This is a genomic window from Intrasporangium sp., assembly GCF_035688975.1.
Lineage (GTDB): Bacteria > Actinomycetota > Actinomycetes > Actinomycetales > Dermatophilaceae > CALMNV01.
In genome coordinates this window covers 1-18055 of sequence record NZ_DASSMH010000044.1, presented here as the reverse complement: position 1 = coordinate 18055, position 18055 = coordinate 1, and the positions used below count along the sequence as shown (strand labels likewise).

18 protein-coding genes are annotated in these 18055 nt (G+C 71.4%); 15 read left to right on the top strand and 3 right to left on the bottom strand.

Going from position 1 to position 18055, the window contains the following annotated elements:
* Window positions 1–4 precede the first annotated feature (4 nt).
* Both ilvN and ilvC read left to right on the top strand, forming a co-directional pair.
* Window positions 5–517, top strand: coding sequence for an acetolactate synthase small subunit (gene ilvN / locus VFJ94_RS04365; RefSeq protein WP_325002970.1), 513 nt, complete (start codon window positions 5–7; stop codon window positions 515–517).
* 66 nt (window positions 518–583) lie between these two features.
* Window positions 584–1612, top strand: a complete 1029-nt coding sequence (gene ilvC / locus VFJ94_RS04360; RefSeq protein ID WP_325002969.1) for a ketol-acid reductoisomerase — start codon at window positions 584–586, stop codon at window positions 1610–1612.
* Between the two features lie 75 nt (window positions 1613–1687).
* Here the strand turns inward: ilvC and VFJ94_RS04355 are convergent, their stop codons facing one another.
* Entirely contained in the window at window positions 1688–2443 is a 756-nt protein-coding gene (locus VFJ94_RS04355) for a hypothetical protein (protein ID WP_325002968.1), read from the bottom strand.
* A gap of 188 nt (window positions 2444–2631) precedes the next feature.
* Here VFJ94_RS04355 and serA point away from each other — a divergent pair, with 188 nt between their 5' ends.
* The 13 genes from serA to cimA all read left to right on the top strand — a co-directional run bounded on the left by serA (window position 2632) and on the right by cimA (window position 16800).
* The gene (gene serA / locus VFJ94_RS04350) at window positions 2632–4215 is read left to right on the top strand and encodes a phosphoglycerate dehydrogenase (protein ID WP_325002967.1); all 1584 of its coding nucleotides are present in this window, start codon (window positions 2632–2634) and stop codon (window positions 4213–4215) included.
* Window positions 4216–4238: 23 nt separating this feature from the next.
* Complete coding sequence (locus VFJ94_RS04345; RefSeq protein ID WP_325002966.1) at window positions 4239–4664, top strand: hypothetical protein; 426 nt, start codon at window positions 4239–4241, stop codon at window positions 4662–4664.
* A 271-nt stretch (window positions 4665–4935) separates the two neighbouring features.
* A complete protein-coding gene (locus VFJ94_RS04340; protein WP_325002994.1) occupies window positions 4936–5016 on the top strand; it encodes a 3-isopropylmalate dehydrogenase in 81 nt (26 codons plus the stop codon).
* A 208-nt stretch (window positions 5017–5224) separates the two neighbouring features.
* On the top strand, window positions 5225–6289 hold the full coding sequence (locus VFJ94_RS04335) for a 3-isopropylmalate dehydrogenase (RefSeq protein WP_325002965.1): 1065 nt from the start codon (window positions 5225–5227) through the stop codon (window positions 6287–6289).
* 61 nt (window positions 6290–6350) lie between these two features.
* The gene (locus VFJ94_RS04330) at window positions 6351–7466 is read left to right on the top strand and encodes a branched-chain amino acid aminotransferase (protein ID WP_325002964.1); all 1116 of its coding nucleotides are present in this window, start codon (window positions 6351–6353) and stop codon (window positions 7464–7466) included.
* Window positions 7463–8272: an HAD-IIB family hydrolase gene (locus VFJ94_RS04325; protein ID WP_325002963.1), complete on the top strand. Its 810-nt coding sequence runs from the start codon at window positions 7463–7465 to the stop codon at window positions 8270–8272. Before VFJ94_RS04330 ends, VFJ94_RS04325 begins: the two co-directional genes overlap by 4 nt.
* 100 nt (window positions 8273–8372) lie before the next feature.
* The gene (locus VFJ94_RS04320) at window positions 8373–9893 is read left to right on the top strand and encodes an amino acid permease (protein ID WP_325002962.1); all 1521 of its coding nucleotides are present in this window, start codon (window positions 8373–8375) and stop codon (window positions 9891–9893) included.
* A 1-nt stretch (window position 9894) separates the two neighbouring features.
* Window positions 9895–10635: a FadR/GntR family transcriptional regulator gene (locus VFJ94_RS04315; protein WP_325002961.1), complete on the top strand. Its 741-nt coding sequence runs from the start codon at window positions 9895–9897 to the stop codon at window positions 10633–10635.
* A gap of 12 nt (window positions 10636–10647) precedes the next feature.
* Window positions 10648–12015, top strand: coding sequence for a glutamine synthetase family protein (locus tag VFJ94_RS04310; protein ID WP_325002960.1), 1368 nt, complete (start codon window positions 10648–10650; stop codon window positions 12013–12015).
* Window positions 12016–12046: 31 nt separating this feature from the next.
* Window positions 12047–13420 carry an aldehyde dehydrogenase family protein gene (locus VFJ94_RS04305; protein WP_325002959.1) on the top strand — a complete coding sequence of 458 codons (1374 nt, stop codon included), beginning with the start codon at window positions 12047–12049 and terminating at the stop codon, window positions 13418–13420.
* Window positions 13421–13430: 10 nt separating this feature from the next.
* On the top strand, window positions 13431–14198 hold the full coding sequence (locus tag VFJ94_RS04300; protein ID WP_325002958.1) for a 3-oxoacyl-ACP reductase: 768 nt from the start codon (window positions 13431–13433) through the stop codon (window positions 14196–14198).
* The gene (locus VFJ94_RS04295; RefSeq protein ID WP_325002957.1) at window positions 14195–14920 is read left to right on the top strand and encodes a gamma-glutamyl-gamma-aminobutyrate hydrolase family protein; all 726 of its coding nucleotides are present in this window, start codon (window positions 14195–14197) and stop codon (window positions 14918–14920) included. The genes VFJ94_RS04300 and VFJ94_RS04295 overlap by 4 nt, the downstream gene beginning before the upstream one ends.
* Before the next feature lie 302 nt (window positions 14921–15222).
* A complete protein-coding gene (cimA, locus tag VFJ94_RS04290) occupies window positions 15223–16800 on the top strand; it encodes a citramalate synthase (protein WP_325002956.1) in 1578 nt (525 codons plus the stop codon).
* Here cimA and bioD read toward each other — a convergent pair.
* Entirely contained in the window at window positions 16764–17513 is a 750-nt protein-coding gene (gene bioD / locus VFJ94_RS04285; RefSeq protein ID WP_325002955.1) for a dethiobiotin synthase, read from the bottom strand. The genes cimA and bioD overlap by 37 nt on opposite strands.
* A partial coding sequence (locus VFJ94_RS04280; RefSeq protein WP_325002954.1) for an aminotransferase class I/II-fold pyridoxal phosphate-dependent enzyme occupies window positions 17513–18055 on the bottom strand: 543 nt, incomplete at its 5' end. The genes bioD and VFJ94_RS04280, both read right to left, overlap by 1 nt.

Sequence of the window (18055 nt, the reverse complement as noted above, 5' to 3'; positions counted from 1 at the left end):
AGGCATGAGCAAGCACACGTTGTCGGTGCTCGTCGAGAACAAGCCGGGCGTGCTGGCGCGCGTGGCGGCGCTGTTCTCCCGGCGCGGCTTCAACATCGACTCCCTGGCGGTGGGACCGACCGAGATCCCCGAGGTCTCGCGGATGACGGTCGTCGTCGAGGTCGAGGGCTCCGCCCTGGAGCAGGTCACCAAGCAGCTCAACAAGCTCATCGAGGTGCTCAAGGTCGTCGAGCTCGAGCCGTCGGCATCCGTGCAACGCGAGATCCTCCTCGTCAAGGTGCGGGCCGACGCGGTCACGCGCAGCCAGGTCGTCGACACGATCAGCCTCTTCAAGGCCAAGGTCGTCGACGTGGCTCCCGATGCCGTGACCATCGAGGCGACCGGCAACTCCGACAAGCTGCGCGCGCTGCTCGACGTGCTCGAGGTCTTCGGCATCAAGGAGCTCGTCCAGTCCGGCATGGTCGCCGTCGGCCGCGGGTCACGCTCGATCAGCGACCGGAGCCTGCGCAGCGCCTGACCGGCTGAGGGCGAGCCGTCACTTTCCTACTCACCGCACCACACACCCAAAGAAGGAGTGGCCACGATGGCCGAGATGTTCTACGACGACGATGCCGACCTGTCGATCATCCAGGGGCGCAAGGTGGCCGTCATCGGATACGGCAGCCAGGGCCATGCCCACGCCCTCAACCTGCGCGACTCGGGCGTCGACGTCCGGGTCGGCCTCCAGGAGGGCAGCCGCAGCCGGGCCAAGGCCGAGGCCGAGGGCCTGACCGTGGTGTCCGTCCCCGACGCCGTCAAGGAGGCCGACCTCGTCGTCATCCTCACGCCGGACCAGGTGCAGCGCACCGTCTACGCCGAGCAGATCCGGCCCAACCTCAAGGAGGGCGCGGCGCTCCTCTTCGGCCACGGCTTCAACATCCGATTCGGCTACATCAAGCCTGAGGCGGGCGCCGACGTCGTGATGGTCGCGCCCAAGGGGCCCGGACACATCGTGCGCCGCGAGTTCGTCGACGGGCGCGGGGTGCCGGTGCTCGTCGCCGTGGAGCAGGACGCGTCAGGCGCCGCCTGGGACCTCGCGAAGTCCTACGCCAAGGCCATCGGCGGCCTGCGCGCGGGCGGCATCCGGACCACCTTCACGGAGGAGACCGAGACCGACCTCTTCGGCGAGCAGGCCGTGCTCTGCGGTGGCGCGTCGCAGCTGGTCATGTACGGCTTCGAGACGCTCGTCGAGGCGGGCTACCAGCCCGAGGTCGCCTACTTCGAGTGCCTCCACGAGCTCAAGCTCATCGTCGACCTCATGATCGAGGGCGGCATCGCCAAGCAGCGCTGGTCCGTGTCCGACACGGCTGAGTACGGCGACTACGTGTCCGGTCCCCGGGTCATCGACCCGCACGTCAAGGACAACATGAAGGCGGTGCTCGGGGACATCCAGTCGGGCGCCTTCGCCCGCCGCTTCATCGAGGACCAGGACGCCGGCGCGCCCGAGTTCAAGGCGCTGCGTGAGAAGGGCGCCCAGCACCCCATCGAGGCGACGGGCCGCGAGCTGCGCAAGCTCATGGCGTGGGTCAAGGACACCGACGCCGACTACATCGAGGGCTCAGCCGCCCGCTGACGGTTGGAGGGAGGGGTATGCCGCGTCCTCGGCGCGCGGCATACCCCTCCGTCATGGGACTGGGGCGTCGCGGTCCTAGGCCGGCGTCGCGGCCAGCCACTCGGCAAACGTCCGGCCGCCGGTCTCGACGGCCGACGGGTCCGGCACGTTGGAGCGCTCGGCGAACGCCCGCATCGTCCGGCCGATGGGGGGCACGGTGAGCACCCGGGGCGCCCCACGCCCAGCGCGCTGGCGCACGAGGGCCGCGATCTCGCCGACCGTGAGCACGCCCGGGCCGGCGACGTCGGTGGCCCGGACGGCGCGCTCCGGCGGCGGTCCCGACGCGAGGTCGGCCAGGCGGGCTGCGACCCAGTCGACGTCGGCCGGCTGGAAGGCGAGGCTCCCGGTCGACACGGTGATCGGACCCACAGTCAGCATCCGGGCGAAGCGGGCTGCCAGAGAGTGGAACTGGGTCGCGCGCAACACTGTGGATCGAGCGCCGGACTGGGCGATGGCCGACTCCGCCGCGGCCTTGCGCTGGTAGTACCGCAGCGGGTTGGCGTCGCAGCCGACGATGGAGATGTGCACGAGGTGCAGGGGAGGCGCCGACGCGGCGACCGCCTCGGCCAGGCGCCTGGCGCCGCCGACGGTGACTGCGTCGCCCCTCCGGGGGTCGTCTGCGCAGTTGACCACGGCTGCCGCCCCGTCGAGCGCCTCCGCTAGTCCGTGCCCGGTGGCCAGGTCGACGCCGGACCGCCGGCTCGCGGAGACGGCGTCATGCCCTCGGTGGACCAGCTCCGCAAGAACCCGCGAGCCAAGGTCGCCCGCTCCTCCCGTGACGACGATGCGCATGGCTCCACCATGCCGTGCCGGCGGCGCTGGTGCACCGGCGACGTGCTGCGCAGGGCCGCCCGCCCGCTCACATGCTGGCGTCCCTGCCGTCCCGCGAGGGCCTCTGCCTAGACTGTCGCAGGCACGCCGCGGTGCCCGATCGCTGGCCCGTGCCCGGGACCGCGCCCCCAGTCCGAGAGGATCACCCTGTGACCAAGCCCGTTGTCCTCATTGCCGAAGAGCTCTCGCCTGCCACCATCGAGGCGCTCGGGCCGGACTTCGAGGTGCGTTCCTGTGACGGCGCCAACCGAGACGAGCTGCTGCCGGCACTGGCCGACGTCGACGCGGTCCTCATCCGCTCCGCCACGAAGATGGACGCCGAGGCGATCGCCGCTGGCAAGCGGCTCAAGGTGATCGCCCGCGCCGGTGTGGGCCTCGACAACGTCGACGTGGCGGCCGCGACCCGGGCCGGGGTCATGGTGGTCAACGCGCCCACGTCCAACATCACGTCCGCCGCGGAGCTCGCCGTCGGGCTGCTGCTCGCCACCGCGCGCAACATCGCCCCGGCCAACCAGGCGCTCAAGGGCGGCGCATGGAAGCGCAGCAAGTACTCCGGCGTCGAGCTGCTGGACAAGACGGTCGGCGTCGTGGGCCTCGGCCGGATCGGCGCACTCGTCGCGGAGCGCCTCAAGGGCTTCGGCATGAACGTCATCGCCTACGACCCCTACGCCTCGGCTGTGCGCGCCGGCCAGCTCGGCGCCCGCCTCGTCGGTCTCGACGAGCTGCTGGCCCAGTCGGACTTCATCACCGTCCACCTGCCCAAGACCCCGGAGACCCTGGGGCTCATCGGGGAGGAGGCGCTGAGCAAGGTGAAGCCGTCGGTGCGCATCATCAACGCCGCACGCGGCGGCATCGTCGACGAGGCGGCCCTGGCCCGAGCCATCGAGGAGGGCCGAGTCGCCGGCGCAGGCATCGACGTCTTCGCGACCGAGCCGTGCACGGACTCCCCGCTCTTCGCGCACGAGTCGGTCGTCGTCACGCCGCACCTCGGCGCCTCGACCGAGGAGGCCCAGGAGAAGGCCGGTGTCTCCGTGGCCAAGTCGGTCCGGCTCGCGCTCGGCGGAGAGCTCGTCCCGGACGCCGTCAACGTCTCGAGCGGGTTCATCGCCGAGGAGGTCCGCCCCGGCATCCCCTTGGTGGAGAAGCTCGGTCGCGTGTTCACTGCGATCGCCGGCTCCGTACCGGCGCAGCTCGACGTCGACGTCCGCGGGGAGATCACGGAGCACGACGTCAGCGTCTGGAAGCTCGTGGCGCTCAAGGGCATCTTCACGGACGTCGTCGAGGACCCGGTGACCTACGTCAACGCCCCGGTGCTCGCCGAGCAGCGCGGCTGTGCCGTGCGCCTCGTCACCGACGCCGCGGCGGGGGACTTCCGCAACATCACGACGCTGCGTGGCACCCTGCAGGACGGCTCCGTCGTGAGCGTCGCCGGCACGTTGACCGGGCCGAAGATGGTCGAGAAGCTCGTGGGCGTGAACGGCTATGACCTCGAGGTGCCGCTGACGGACCACATGCTCGTCTTCGAGTACCGGGACCGGCCGGGGGTCATCGGCTCCGTCGGCCGGATCCTCGGGGACGCCGACGTCAACATCGGCGGCATGCAGGTGTCCCGGCAGGGCGACCGCGCCATCGGCGTGCTCAACATCGATGCCCCCGTCTCGCCGCAGCTCGGCGCGGAGATCAGCCAGGCCGTCGAGGCGCGGACCTTCTCCATCATCAACCTCGAGGACTGAGCCGAGCACCCGGAGGAGGCACGATGCGGCTCGATCACCTCTTCGACGTCGACTGGAGCTACGACCTCCTCCACGAGGTCGAGCCTTCTCCCGCCGGCGACGGCCGGTTCTACGGTCAGGGAAGGGCGACCTTCAGGGGCCGGGTGAGCGGCCACGCGCAGTGGTCGAACTTTCCGAGGGTGCGGGCTGGGTTCGCCCTCCCGCACGCGCACGGGGTCATCCACCCCGACGAGGGAGGAGTCGTGCTCTTCTCGCTGACCGGGATGTCGTCCCTCACCGAGGGGCACGGCATCCACGTCATGACGTTCCAGACGGAGGTTGAGCCGCACTCATGGCTCAACGACGTCATCGCCGTCGGGGAGGGGACCGTCGACGTCGAGCGCCGGATGCTTGAGATGCGCTACTACGTGGCGGTCGCCGAGGTGCCGCTGCCGCCGCTGGGGACGTAGAAGTCCCGTCGGCGGCCGCTTCGGCTGCCGGGCCGAGAGCCGGACGCCACGTCTCAGTTTGTGAAAACCCCCTTTACGCCGAGACACCCCGGCGTACCGTCGTGAGCATGACGCGGCAGCACGTACGCCTTGCCAGCCGCGGCGAGTCTTCGGAGTCAGCGACCTCGCCGCGGTGATCCCGCGCTTCTCTCGCTGACGGTTCGCCCTTGAACGGGCTCGAGCCACCTGAGACCACCCCAACCATGAGCACGCACACAAGGATGTGAGCAGCATGAGCGACGACGCCAAAGCCGCCCGTCAGGCGTTGCAGGAGTCGATGGACCTGCGCGACCAGGGCCACACCGAGGACTGAGCCAAGGCGTGAGGATCGACCGAGCGTCAGCGAGGGAGGACCGGAGCGCCGGTTCGGCTCGGTCCTCCATGAGTTCCGAGGACTGAGCCAAGGCGTGAGGATCGACCGAGCGCAACGCAGGAAGCCCCCGCCACGGCGGGGGCTTCCTGCGTTGGCCAACTCCTGAGACACCGGTCCCACATCACAAGACGCGACCTAGGCTGAGGCCATGGGAGACGCGCAAGGCAAGGACGCCTACTCGATCGCGGTCATCGGCGGTGACGGCATCGGCCCGGAGGTGGTCGCCGAGGGCCTGAAGGTGCTCGATGCGGTGACCGCCGCGCAGGGCACCAAGATCTCGACGACCGAGTACGACCTCGGCGCGCGGCGCTACCACGCCACGGGGGAGACTCTGCCCGACGCCGTCCTGGAGGAGCTGCGTGGCCACGACGCCATCCTCCTCGGAGCCATCGGGCACCCCAGCGTGCCCAGCGGCGTGCTCGAGCGCGGCGTCCTCCTGCCGCTGCGGTTCGCCCTTGACCACTACGTCAACCTGCGCCCGGCCAAGCTGTTCCCCGGGGTGGCGAGCCCCCTCGACGTCGCCAGGGTCGCCCCCGACGGCATCGATTTCGTGGTCGTCCGTGAGGGCACCGAAGGTCCCTACACCGGAAACGGCGGCGTGCTGCGCGTGGGCACGCCGAACGAGATCGCGACGGAGGTGAGCGTCAACACCCGCTTCGGGGTCGAGCGCGTCGTCCGCGACGCCTTCGCCCGCGCTCAGGCCCGCCCCCGCAGGCACCTCACCCTCGTGCACAAGCACAACGTGCTCACCCACGCCGGCCACCTGTGGCGCCGCACCGTCGAGGAGGTGGGGGCGGAGTTTCCCGAGGTCGAGACGGCATACCAGCACGTCGACGCCGCGACGATCTTCCTCGCGACCGACCCCGGGCGCTTCGACGTCATCGTCACCGACAACCTCTTCGGTGACATCCTCACCGACATCGCAGCTGCGGTCACTGGCGGCATCGGCCTCGCCGCCTCCGGCAACATCAACCCGGCCCGTACGACCCCGAGCATGTTCGAGCCGGTCCACGGCTCGGCCCCGGACATCGCCGGTCAGGGCACGGCGGACCCCACCGCGGCGATCCTCTCCGTGGCCATGCTCCTCGAGCATCTCGGGCGCGCCGACGATGCCGCGCGGGTGGAGCAGGCGGTGGCGGCCGACCTCGCGGAGCGAGGCGCCGCGCCGCGCTCCACGAGCGAGGTCGGCGACGCAGTGGCAGGGCGACTCTGACCACAGGCCTCGCCGGGGGATAGCCTCTAGACGGACCACTGCACACCGCTGGAGGAACGTCATGACCCACGCCCCGACCTCGACCGGCCTCACCTTCGAGGTCGACACGCGCGAGGACCCGACCCCGTCCGAGCGCATCGCGCAGGTGCTGGCGAATCCCGGCTTCGGCAAGACCTTCACCGACCACATGGTCGTCGCCACGTGGAGGGCCGACGCGGGATGGCACGGCGCCAGGGTGCAGCCCTACGGGCCCTTCTCCCTCGACCCGGCCGCGGCGGTCCTGCACTACGCCCAGGAGATCTTCGAGGGCATGAAGGCCTACCGGCACGCCGACGGCTCCATCTGGACCTTCCGGCCGGAGGCCAATGCCGCCCGCTTCGCCCGCAGCGCCCGGCGGCTGGCCCTGCCCGAGCTGCCCGAGGCCTACTTCATCGAGTCGCTCCGGCAGCTGGTGGCGGTCGACCAGGAGTGGGTGCCGGCCGGTGACGCGGGGGAGAAGAGCCTCTACCTGCGGCCGTTCATGTTCGCCTCCGAGGCGTTCCTCGGGGTGCGTCCCGCGCTCGAGGTGACCTACGCGGTCATCGCGTCACCCGCCGGCCCGTACTTCCCGCGGGGACTCGAGCCGGTCAGCCTGTGGATCTCGACGCACTACGCCCGGGCGGGCGAGGGCGGCACTGGGGCCGCGAAGTGCGGCGGCAACTACGCCTCGTCCCTCGCCGGACAGCTCGAGGGCATCCAGCACGGCTGCGACCAGGCCGTCTTCCTCGACTCCTCGACGCAGACGTACATCGAGGAGCTGGGCGGCATGAACCTCTTCTTCGTCATGAGGGACGGGCGCATCGTCACACCGGAGCTCACGGGCACCATCCTCGAGGGCGTGACGCGCTCCTCGATCCTCGCGCTCGCGAAGGAGCTCGACCTCGAGCCCGAGGAGCGCCGCATCCCCATCCAGGAGTGGAAGGACGGCGCGGCGAGCGGGGAGATCGTCGAGATCTTCGCGTGCGGCACCGCGGCCGTCGTCACCCCGGTCGGCGAGCTGCGCTGGGACGGCGGGTCGGTGGACCACCGCCGGCAGGGTCACGAGGACCGGTATGCCGCGACGATCCGCCGCCGCCTGCTCGACATCCAGTACGGACGGGTCGAGGACACCTTCGGCTGGCTGACCCGCCTCGTGTGACGACCCGGCCCCCGCGTCTCGTTGCGACGGACCTCGACGGCACGCTGCTGCGCTCGGACGGGACCCTCTCGGAGCGGACCGCTCGCGCGTTGCGCGCGGCGGCCGACGCAGGGATCGAGGTCGTCTTCGTCACGGCGCGCCCACCTCGCTGGCTCGACGCCCTGGCGGGGGCGGTCGCGGGCCACGGCACCGTCATCTGCGGCAACGGCGCCTTCGTCTACGAGGTCGGCACCCGCCTCGTCCGCGACGTCAGGGGCTTCTCGCCCGAGCTGCTGCGCGAGGTCGTCCGCGGCATACGGCAGGCGGTCCCGGACGCGGCCTTCGCCGCGGAGCGCACAACGGGACTGTGGTGGGAGCCCGGCTTCACGCACGACCCGGACCACCCGGTGGGGCAGGAGTCGGTGGTCGGACCCATCGAGCAGCTCGACCAGGCCGTGGTCGGCAAGCTGCTCGCTCGGTCGGCCTCCCTCCCGGCCGCGGAGTTCCTCGACCGCGTCGCGCGGTCGGTCGGTGCGCGAGCCCAGGTGGCGTACTCCGGCGCCGGTGGGCTGGCCGAGATCAACGCGCGCGGGGTGACCAAGGCAGCGGCCCTCGAGCGGTGGGCCGCTCGCCTCGGCATCGGTCCTGCGGACGTCTGGGCCTTCGGGGACATGCCGAACGACCTGCCGATGCTGAGGTGGGCAGGGGTGGCCCACGCCGTCGCCAACGCCCATCCCGACGTGCGCGCCGCGGCGGACCGCAGGTGTGCCTCCAACGACGACGACGGGGTGGCCCGGGTGCTGGAGGAGCTGCTGGCAAAGGTTTGATGGAGAACCATTGACGGGCGACGGCCCGTGGGTATTGGATTCGACCCACCACCGGGCGCGGCGGACAAAGGTCCGCCTCCAGACGTATGCGAGGTAGGGCATGAGCGTTCCTCCGTCCAGCCAGCTCCACGACGACGACCAGGCGATGCTGGCCGAGCTCGGCTACAAGCAGGAGCTGCACCGAGGGATGAGCGGCTTCTCCAACTTCGCGGTCTCCTTCTCGATCATCTCCGTCCTTGCCGGCTGCATCACGACGTACTACCTCGCCATGGACGCCGGCGGCCCCGTCGCCATCTCGCTCGGCTGGCCGCTCGTGGGTCTGTTCGTCCTCGTGGTCGCGCTCGCCATGGCGGAGGTGTGCTCGGTCTTCCCGACCGCGGGAGGCCTCTACTTCTGGGCCGGACGTCTGGCGCGCCGGAACAAGCGGCTCTGGGCCTGGTACGTCGGCTGGTTCAACTTCCTCGGCGAGGTGGCCGTGACGGCAGCCATCGACTACGGCGCCGCCGTGACCTGGATGGCCCTGCTCAATCTCGTCTTCGGGATGGAGGTGTCCCTCGCGTCCACCTTCGTGGCCTTCCTGATCATCATCTTGATGCACGGGCTGCTCAACACCTTCGGGGTCAGCCTCGTCAAGCTGCTGTCCAACGTGAGCGCCTGGTGGCACCTCGCCGGGGTGGCGGTCATCGTGGCGGTCCTCTGGCTGGTGCCGGACCAGCATCAGTCGCTCGGCTGGACCTTCACCGAGTTCCGCAACGAGACGGGCTGGACGAGCCCGGTCTACGTCTTCCTCGTCGGCCTGCTCATGGCCCAGTACACGTTCACCGGCTACGACGCCTCGGCGCACGTCGCGGAGGAGACCATCAACGCGTCGACCGAGGCGCCGAAGGGCCTGGTGCGCAGCGTCTGGGTGTCGCTGCTCGCCGGCTGGATCCTGCTCGTCTCGGTGACGGCGGCCATCCAGGACTACGCCGCCCAGCGCAACACGCCCACCGGCCTGCCCCCCGCGCAGATCTTCATCGACGCCGCCGGCCGCCAGCTCGGCATCTTCCTGCTCTTCGTCGCGGCGGTGGCCCAGTTCTTCTGCGGCATGGCCTCGGTCACGGCCAACTCCCGCATGTCGTTCGCCTTCTCGCGCGACAACGCGCTGCCCGGGTCGCGCCTCTGGTCCAAGGTCAACCCTCGGACGGGCACGCCGACGAACTCGATCTGGCTCTGCGTGGTGCTGTCGGTCATCCTGACGCTGCCGGCGCTGCAGAGCCTCGTCGCGTATGCCGCTGTCACCTCCATCGCCGTCATCGGCCTCTACATCGCCTACGTCGTGCCGGTGTTCCTGCGCCGGACCAACCCGGACTTCCGCCCGGGCCGGTGGAACCTCGGACGGTGGAGCCCCATCATCGGCTGGGTGGCGGTCGCCTGGGTGGCCTTCATCGTCGTGCTCTTCATGCTCCCGGCATACTCGCCGGGGAGCTGGGGCGACAAGACGTTCAACTACGCACCGGTGGCTGTGGGCTTCGTGGTGCTCTTCGCCACTGCGACGTGGGTCGTGGGCGGCCGCAAGCACTTCATGCGCGACGTGCCAGCAGGCCACGACACCAAGCCCGCCGCCGAGATCTTCCGCTGACATGCCGGGCAACGGAGCCGCCCAGCTCGCCCTGAGGGCGCTTCCCGACGCGATCCTGCGCCCGGCGCCCGGCAACGCCTTCGAGAACACCGTGGAGCAGCTCGCCCGCGCCATCCGGCTGGGGGTGCTGGCCGACGGTGAGCAGCTGCCCCCCGAGCGCGAGCTCGCGGAGCGCCTCGGGGTGAGCCGCAACACGCTTCGCGACGCGATCGCGGCGCTGCGCGACGCCAGCCTCGTCACGACGAAACGCGGTCGGGGAGGGGGCACGCGCGTGACGTATGCCGGTGAGACGCCGGCGGCGGTGGGTCCGCCTCGGGCGCGCTCCGGGGCCGCGATGGACGACGCGCTCGCCTTCCGTCGCGTCGTGGAGCCGGGGGCCGCGTGGCTTGCGGCGACACGGCCCCTCTCGGCCGACCAGCGGGCCTGGCTCACCGAGAGCGCTGCGGAGGTCGACGCGGCCGCCGACCCCGCCGTGCACCGGGTGGCGGACTCGCGCCTGCACCTGGCCATCGCGGCCCTCGCCGGCTCACCCATGCTCGTGGACGCGGTCACCCGAGCCCAGGCGGCCCTGCACGAGATGCTCATGGCGATCCCCGTCCTGCGCCCCAACATCGAGCACTCGACCGTCCAGCACCACCAGGTCGTGACGGCGATCCTGAGCGGCGACGCCGACCGGGCCCGCGCCGTCATGGAGGAGCACTGCGACGCCACCTCCGCACTGCTGCGCGGGCTCATCGGATAAGGAAGGCACGCCATGTCGCCCACACCCGCCTACACGATCCAGCAGTTGCGGACCGACGTCGAGTCTGGAGCCGTCGACACGGTCGTCGTCGCCTTCACCGACATGCAGGGGCGGCTGCAGGGCAAACGGCTGCACGGCCACTACTTCCTCGACCACGTCCTGGGCGCCGGCACCGAGGGCTGCAACTACCTGCTCGCCGTGGACGTCGACATGAACACCGTCGAGGGCTATGCGATCTCCTCGTGGGAGCGCGGCTACGGCGACATGTTCTTCCAGCCCGACGTTGCGACCCTGCGGCGCACACCCGGCGCCCCGCACTCGGTCACGATCCAGTGCGACCTCACCTGGCTCGACGGGTCGGGGCCCGTGGCGCAGTCGCCCCGCTCGGTGCTCAAGTCCCAGGTGGCCCGCGCCGCCGAGGCGGACCTCACGGCATACTGCGGCACGGAGCTCGAGTTCCTCGTGTTCGAGGACTCCTTCGACAGCGCCTGGGACCGCGGCTACGTCGGGCTGACGCCCGCGAACCGCTACAACGTCGACTACTCCATCCTCGGGGGCGCGCGCGTCGAGCCTCTCCTGCGGGAGATCCGCAACGAGATGTATGCCGCCGGCGTCGTCGTCGAGAGCGCGAAGGGTGAGTGCAACCTCGGGCAGCACGAGATCGGCTTCCTCTACGACGAGGTGGTCCGCACGTGTGACAACCACGCGGTCTACCGGAACGCCGCCAAGGAGATCGCCGCCCGCCGGGGCCAGTCGCTGACGTTCATGGCGAAATACGACGAGCGGGAAGGGAACTCGTGCCACATCCACCTGTCCTTGCGCGGCACGGACGGATCCGTCGTCTTCTCCGACGACACCCGCGACCACGGGCACAGCGCGCTCTTCGACTCCTTCCTCGCCGGGATCCTCGCGACGATGCGTGAGTTCTCGTACTTCTACGCCCCGAACATCAACTCCTACAAGCGGTTCCAGCCCGGCAGCTTCGCGCCGACGGCGGTGGCGTGGGGGCACGACAACCGGACGTGCGCCCTGCGCGTCGTCGGCCACGGGCCGGGGCTGCGGGTCGAGAACCGGGTCCCGGGGGGTGACGTCAACCCCTACCTCGCCGTGGCGGCCATGATGGCCGGGGGCCTGCACGGGATCGAGAGCGGGCTCGAGCTCGAGCCGGCCTTCGAGGGCAACGCGTACACGTCCGACAAGCCGCGGATGCCCGCCACCCTCGCAGAGGCGCGCGACCTGCTCCACGGCTCCGAACTGGCGAGGCGGGCGCTGGGCTCGGAGGTCGTCGACCACTACGTCAACGCCGCCGACGTGGAGATCCGCGCCTACAACGCGGCGGTCACCGACTGGGAGCGGCGCCGAGGCTTCGAGCGACTGTGAGAGCACGACTGAGGCAGGAGAGCACCAGCACATGAGCTTCACCCACGACGTGATCAACCCGGCCACCGAGCAGGTCGTCCGCGCCGTCGCGCTGGCGAGCGTCGAGGAGACCGACGAGGCCATCGCCCGGGCGAGCGCCGCAGCACCCGCCTGGCGGGCGGTGGCGCCGGCGGACCGCGGCCGGCTGCTGCGGCGGTTCTCCGACGCCGTGGGGCAGCACGTCGAGGAGCTGGCGCGCCTCGAAGTCGCCAACTCCGGGCACACGATCGGCAACGCGCGCTGGGAGGCCGGCAACGTCCGCGACGTCCTCGCCTACTACTCAGCCGCCCCGGAGCGCAACTTCGGCCGTCAGATCCCGGTGGCGGGAGGCATCGACGTCACGTTCAAGGAGCCGCTCGGCGTCGTCGGCGTCATCGTGCCGTGGAACTTCCCGATGCCCATCGCGGGCTGGGGGTTCGCCCCCGCGCTGGCCGCCGGCAACACCGTCGTGCTCAAGCCGGCGGAGCTGACGCCGCTCAGCGCGATGCGGCTGGGGGAGCTCGCGCTGGAGGCCGGGCTGCCCGAGGGCGTCCTCACCGTCCTGCCGGGCAAGGGCACGGTGGTGGGCGAGCGCTTCGTCACCCACCCGGACGTGCGCAAGGTGTGCTTCACCGGCTCCACCGCGGTCGGCCAGCGGATCATGCGCGGCGCCGCAGACCAGGTCAAGCGGGTCACGCTCGAGCTCGGCGGCAAGAGCGCGAACATCGTCTTCGCGGACGCCGACATCCCGGCGGCGGCCGCCTCCGCGCCCTACGGTGTCTTCGACAACGCCGGGCAGGACTGCTGCGCCCGCAGCCGGATCCTCGTGCAGCGCAGCGTCTTCGACGACTTCCTGGAGCGCTTCGAGACGGCCGTGAGGGGTGTCGTCGTCGCGGACCCCGGCGACGACGCGACGGAGATGGGCCCGCTCATCAGCGCCGGGCAGCACGAGCGTGTGCGCTCCTACGTCGAGGAGTCCGTCGAGCCCGTCGAGGTCGCCTTCCGGGGCGAGGCGCCCCAGGGGCCCGGCTACTGGTATCCCCCGACCGTGGTGATGCCCCGCTCGACGCGCGACCGGGTCTGGCAGGAGGAGGTCTTCGGGCCGGTCGTCGCCGTGCTGCCCTTCGACGACGAGGCGGACGCGATCGCCAAGGCCAACGACACGGCATACGGGCTCTCCGGTTCGATCTTCACGCGGGACGTCGGTCGCGCGCTGCGGGTGGCGCGCGGCGTCGAGGCCGGCAACCTGTCGGTGAACTCGCACAGCAGCGTGCGCTACTCCACGCCGTTCGGAGGGTTCAAGCAGAGCGGGCTCGGGCGTGAGCTCGGGCCGGACGCGCTCGACGCCTTCACCGACGTCAAGAATGTCTTCATCAGCACCGAGTGAAAGGGCAAGCATGACAGGCAGGCTCGACGGCAAGGTTGCCGTCATCACCGGAGGGTGCTCCGGCATCGGGCTCGCGACCGTCAGGCGCTTCGCGCAGGAGGGCGCGAAGGTCGTCATCGGCGACCTCGACGAGAGCAACGGACCGCGGATCGCCGACGAGGTCGGCGGCACGTTCGTCCGGGTCGACGTGACGGTGAAGGACGAGGTCGACGCGCTCTTCCGGGTGGCCAACGACACCCACGGCTCCGTCGACGTCGCCTTCAACAACGCCGGGATCAGCCCGCCCGAGGACGCCTCCATCCTCGACACCGACCTCGAGGCGTGGCGCCGGGTGCAGGACGTCAACCTCACGTCGGTCTACCTGTGCTGCAAGGCGGCCCTGCCCTACATGCTGGAGCAGAAGCGCGGGTCGATCATCAACACGGCGTCCTTCGTCGCCGTCATGGGCGCCGCGACGTCGCAGATCTCCTACAGCGCGAGCAAGGGCGGCGTGCTGTCGATGTCGCGTGAGCTCGGGGTGCAGTTCGCCCGGGAGGGGGTGCGGGTCAACGCCCTCTGCCCCGGGCCGGTCAACACGCCGCTGCTGCAGGAGCTCTTCGCCACCGACGAGGAGCGCGCGGCGCGCCGCCTCGTGCACGTGCCGATGGGCCGGTTCGGCGAGCCGGAGGAGATGGCCAACGCCGTGCTCTTCCTCGCCTCCGACGAGTCGAGCTTCATCACCGCGTCCACCTTCCTCGTCGACGGCGGCATCTCGGGTGCCTACGTCACCCCCCTGTGACGCCGGCACGGGGGGCGTCCCGGCCGGTCATCGGGATCACGTCCTACGTCGAGCACGCCACCCGAGGTGACTGGGTGGACGTGCCGTCGGCGCTGCTGCCGCACGCCTACGTCCGCAAGGTCGAGGAGGCGGGCGGGATCGCCGTGCTCATCCCGCCACGCCACGACGGGGACGAGTCGCTCGTGCGCGACCTGCTCCAGCGGCTCGACGCGGTCATCCTCGCGGGCGGCGTCGACGTCGCGCCGGAGCTGTATGCCGCACAGCGCCACCCGAGCGTGCAGGTGTCGCGGCCCGACCGCGACACGACCGAGATCTCCATCGCCCGGGTCACCCGGGAGGTCGACCTGCCCGTGCTCGGCATCTGCCGCGGGATGCAGGTCATGGCCGTCGCGGCGGGCGGCACGCTGGTGCAGCACCTGCCGGAGCAGGTCGGCCACACGGAGCATGCCCCGGCCCCGGCCACCTACGGCCGGCACCCGGTGGAGACGGCCGCGGACAGCCTCGTCGCCCGGATCCTCGGGCCGCGCGTCGACGTGGCGACATACCACCACCAGTCCGTGCAGTCGCACCCGGGCTACGTCGCCTCCGCGTGGGCGCCGGACGGCACGCTCGAGGCGATGGAGGACCGTCAGGCTCGTTTCCGGCTCGGCGTCCAATGGCATCCCGAGCACGGCTCCGACCCGCGCCTGTTCGAGGCGCTCGTCGCGGCCGCGGCCGGCTGACGGGTGGACCACGGTCTCGCCAGTTGCTGAGACGGCGGTCCGGATGGCGGACGACCCTTCCCGCCGGGCGGCCGCCGGCCGTAGCCTGACCGCGTGACACAGCAGCCCGTGGCCACCGCCACGCTCATTATCAGCTAGCGCGACGAGCCACCCTCGTCGCGCAGACCTCCCCACCCCGGGAGGTCTTTTTGTTTCCCGGGCCACCGCCCGCGAAGACGGCCCGAGGCCACACCCCGGCGGACGGCATACGACAGTGGGCAACGAGCACGCACCGCACCACCACACCGAGGGGAAGATCCGACATGGACTCCGTGCACGTCTATGACACGACGCTGCGAGACGGCGCCCAGCAGGAGGGCCTCAACCTCTCGGTGGCGGACAAGCTGGCGATCGCGGCGCTGGTCGACGAGCTCGGTGTCGACTTCATCGAGGGCGGTTGGCCGGGTGCCAACCCCAAGGACACCGAGTTCTTCGACCGCGCCCGGAGCGAGCTGCGGCTGCGCCACGCGACGCTGACGGCCTTCGGCGCCACGCGCCGCGCGGGCGGCTCGGCCCGAGACGACGTGCTCGTGCGTGCGCTCGTCGACTCGGGGGCGTCGGTCGTCTGCCTCGTCGCGAAGTCTCACGTGCGGCATGTCGAGGAGGCCCTGAGGACCACGCTTGAGGAGAACCTCGAGATGGTGCGTGACACCGTGAGCTATCTGGTGGCGAAGGGTCGCCGGGTCTTCCTCGACGCCGAGCACTTCTTCGACGGCTGGCACCTCGACCGCGACTACGCGCTCGAGGTCGTGCGGGTGGCGCACGAGGCCGGGGCGGAGGTCGTCGTGCTGTGCGACACGAACGGCGGCATGCTGCCCCACCAGGTCGAGCAGGTCGTCTCCGACGTGATCGCCCAGACCGGTGCCCGCGTCGGGGTGCACTGCCACAACGACACCGGCTGCGCAGCGGCCAACTCGGTGGCGGCAGTGCGGGCCGGGGCGAGCCACGTGCAGGGGACCGTGAACGGCTACGGCGAGCGCACGGGCAACGCCGACCTGCTCACCGTCGCGGCCAACCTGCAGTTCAAGCTGGGGCTGGAGGTGCTGCCGGAGGAGTGCTTCCGCCAAGCCACGCACCTCGCCCATGCCATCAGCGAGGTGACGAACGTGCCCGCCCACAGCCGACAGCCCTACGTCGGGGCGAGCGCGTTCGCGCACAAGGCGGGCCTGCACGCCAGCGCCCTCAAGGTGGACCCCCACCTCTACCAGCACATGGACCCGTCTCTCGTGGGCAACGGCATGCGCACCCTCGTCTCCGACATGGCCGGTCGGGCGAGCATCGAGCTCAAGGCGAGGGAGGCCGGCCTCGACCTGTCCGCCCGGCCCGACGTCGTCGCGGACGTGCTCGCACAGGTCAAGGAGCTGGAGCTGCGCGGCTGGACGTTCGATGCCGCCGACGCGTCGATCGAGCTGATGATTCGCCGCGTCCTCTCCCCGGGATGCGTGGACTTCTTCCAGGTCGAGTCGTGGCGGGTCATCACCGACTCGTCCGACGACGGGGCGGTGTCCGAGGCGACGGTCAAGCTCGTCGCCGACGGGGCGCGGCACGTCGCCATCGGCGAGGGCAACGGCCCCGTCAACGCCGTCGACCATGCGCTGCGCCAGGCGCTCTGCACCGCCTACCCGGAGATCGACAAGCTCGAGCTCATCGACTACAAAGTGCGCATCCTCGAGGCCTCGCACGGCACGGACGCGGTGACGCGCGTGCTCATCGAGACCTCCGACGGCGAGAGCTCGTGGACGACGATCGGGGTGGCGGGCAGCATCCTCGCCGCCTCGTGGCGGGCGCTCGTCGACGGGGTCGTCTACGGGTTGCTGCGCCAGGACGTGCCCATCCGCTGAGCGAGGCCGGGCAGCCAGTGGGTGCTGCCCTGCCGGAACCGGGCCGGGTCGAGCCGGGAGGCCCGCTCGGGCAGCACGCCCAGCACCCCCTCCGGCAGCCGGCGCAGGTGCTCCACGTTGGACTGCTCGATCACGCTCGGCGTCGGCCCGAGGGACCCCACGACCACCCCGAGCTGCCGAAGTCCTCTGGCGCACAGGGCCTCTCGGGTCAGCATCGTGTGGTTGAGGGTGCCGAGCGTGGCGCGGGCCACGACGACGACACCGCAGCCGGGCAGGGCCAGGGCCAGGTCGGCGAGGGTCTCACCCGCCTCGGTGAGCTCGACGAGCAGGCCCCCCGCGCCCTCGACGAGGACGTGGTGACACCCGGCGGCGAGGTCGGTCACCGCGGTGACGTGGTCGGCCAGCCGGGGGAGGGCGGCGCGCTCGAGCGCTGCGGCGGCGCGCGGCGCCATCGGCGCGGCGAGCCGGCAGCCCTCCCGCGTCGGCACGCCGGCCAGCCGGGCAACCTCGGCCATGTCGGCCGTGACGTCCGCCGGAGCGTCCGTCGGCACGCCGGTCTGGGTCGGCTTGTATGCCGCCACCGACCGCCCGCGGCCGGCGAGGGCCGCCGCGATGGCTGCGGTGGCGACGGTCTTGCCGACGTCGGTGTCGGTCCCGGTCACGACGATGACCCCGGGAAGAGCGTCGACCGGCGGGTCGACCCGCGCCGTCATCAGGCGCGGGCTCCGGCGACCGCGGCCGCCCCGTGGTGGCCCGCGACCGCCGCCACCGTGTCGATCGCCTCGAGCAGGGCGTCGCGGGTCAGGTCGGCGCGGGCGGTGAGGCGGAGCCGCGAGATCCCGTCGGGCACGCTCGGCGGCCGGAAGCAGCCGACGAGGATGCCGCGGCGGCGCAGCTCGAGCGCGGCCTCGACGGCCTCCGCGGGGCCGGCCATGGGGATCGACTGGACCGCCCCGGCCGCCTGGAGGATGCCGCACCGATCGGCGATCAGGCGTGCGTTGCGGCGCACCGCTTCGGCGAGGCCGGGCTCCTCGATGACGAGACGCGCCGCGGCCGCGGCCGCGCCGGCGGCGGCCGGCGCGAGGCCGGTGTCGAAGATGAACGTCCGCGCGGTGTTGACCAGGTGTGACCGGACGACGGGCGGGCCGAGCACCGCCCCGCCCTGGGCACCGAGCGACTTCGAGAGCGTCGCCGTGACCAGGACGTCGGGGCTGGCCGCCAGCCCGAGCTCGTGGACCAGGCCGTGCCCCTGGCC

What these genes read in the sequence shown, in the direction of transcription:
- VFJ94_RS04330 (WP_325002964.1), top strand. Translation starts at nt 6,351, where the DNA reads ATGACCCACGCCCCGACCTCGACCGGCCTCACCTTCGAGGTCGACACG.
- ilvN (WP_325002970.1), top strand. Translation starts at nt 5, where the DNA reads ATGAGCAAGCACACGTTGTCGGTGCTCGTCGAGAACAAGCCGGGCGTG.
- VFJ94_RS04355 (WP_325002968.1), bottom strand. Translation starts at nt 2,443, where the DNA reads ATGCGCATCGTCGTCACGGGAGGAGCGGGCGACCTTGGCTCGCGGGTT.
- VFJ94_RS04300 (WP_325002958.1), top strand. Translation starts at nt 13,431, where the DNA reads ATGACAGGCAGGCTCGACGGCAAGGTTGCCGTCATCACCGGAGGGTGC.
- VFJ94_RS04345 (WP_325002966.1), top strand. Translation starts at nt 4,239, where the DNA reads ATGCGGCTCGATCACCTCTTCGACGTCGACTGGAGCTACGACCTCCTC.
- cimA (WP_325002956.1), top strand. Translation starts at nt 15,223, where the DNA reads ATGGACTCCGTGCACGTCTATGACACGACGCTGCGAGACGGCGCCCAG.
- bioD (WP_325002955.1), bottom strand. Translation starts at nt 17,513, where the DNA reads ATGACGGCGCGGGTCGACCCGCCGGTCGACGCTCTTCCCGGGGTCATC.
- VFJ94_RS04340 (WP_325002994.1), top strand. Translation starts at nt 4,936, where the DNA reads ATGAGCGACGACGCCAAAGCCGCCCGTCAGGCGTTGCAGGAGTCGATG.
- ilvC (WP_325002969.1), top strand. Translation starts at nt 584, where the DNA reads ATGGCCGAGATGTTCTACGACGACGATGCCGACCTGTCGATCATCCAG.
- VFJ94_RS04320 (WP_325002962.1), top strand. Translation starts at nt 8,373, where the DNA reads ATGAGCGTTCCTCCGTCCAGCCAGCTCCACGACGACGACCAGGCGATG.
- VFJ94_RS04335 (WP_325002965.1), top strand. Translation starts at nt 5,225, where the DNA reads ATGGGAGACGCGCAAGGCAAGGACGCCTACTCGATCGCGGTCATCGGC.
- VFJ94_RS04315 (WP_325002961.1), top strand. Translation starts at nt 9,895, where the DNA reads ATGCCGGGCAACGGAGCCGCCCAGCTCGCCCTGAGGGCGCTTCCCGAC.
- VFJ94_RS04310 (WP_325002960.1), top strand. Translation starts at nt 10,648, where the DNA reads ATGTCGCCCACACCCGCCTACACGATCCAGCAGTTGCGGACCGACGTC.
- VFJ94_RS04305 (WP_325002959.1), top strand. Translation starts at nt 12,047, where the DNA reads ATGAGCTTCACCCACGACGTGATCAACCCGGCCACCGAGCAGGTCGTC.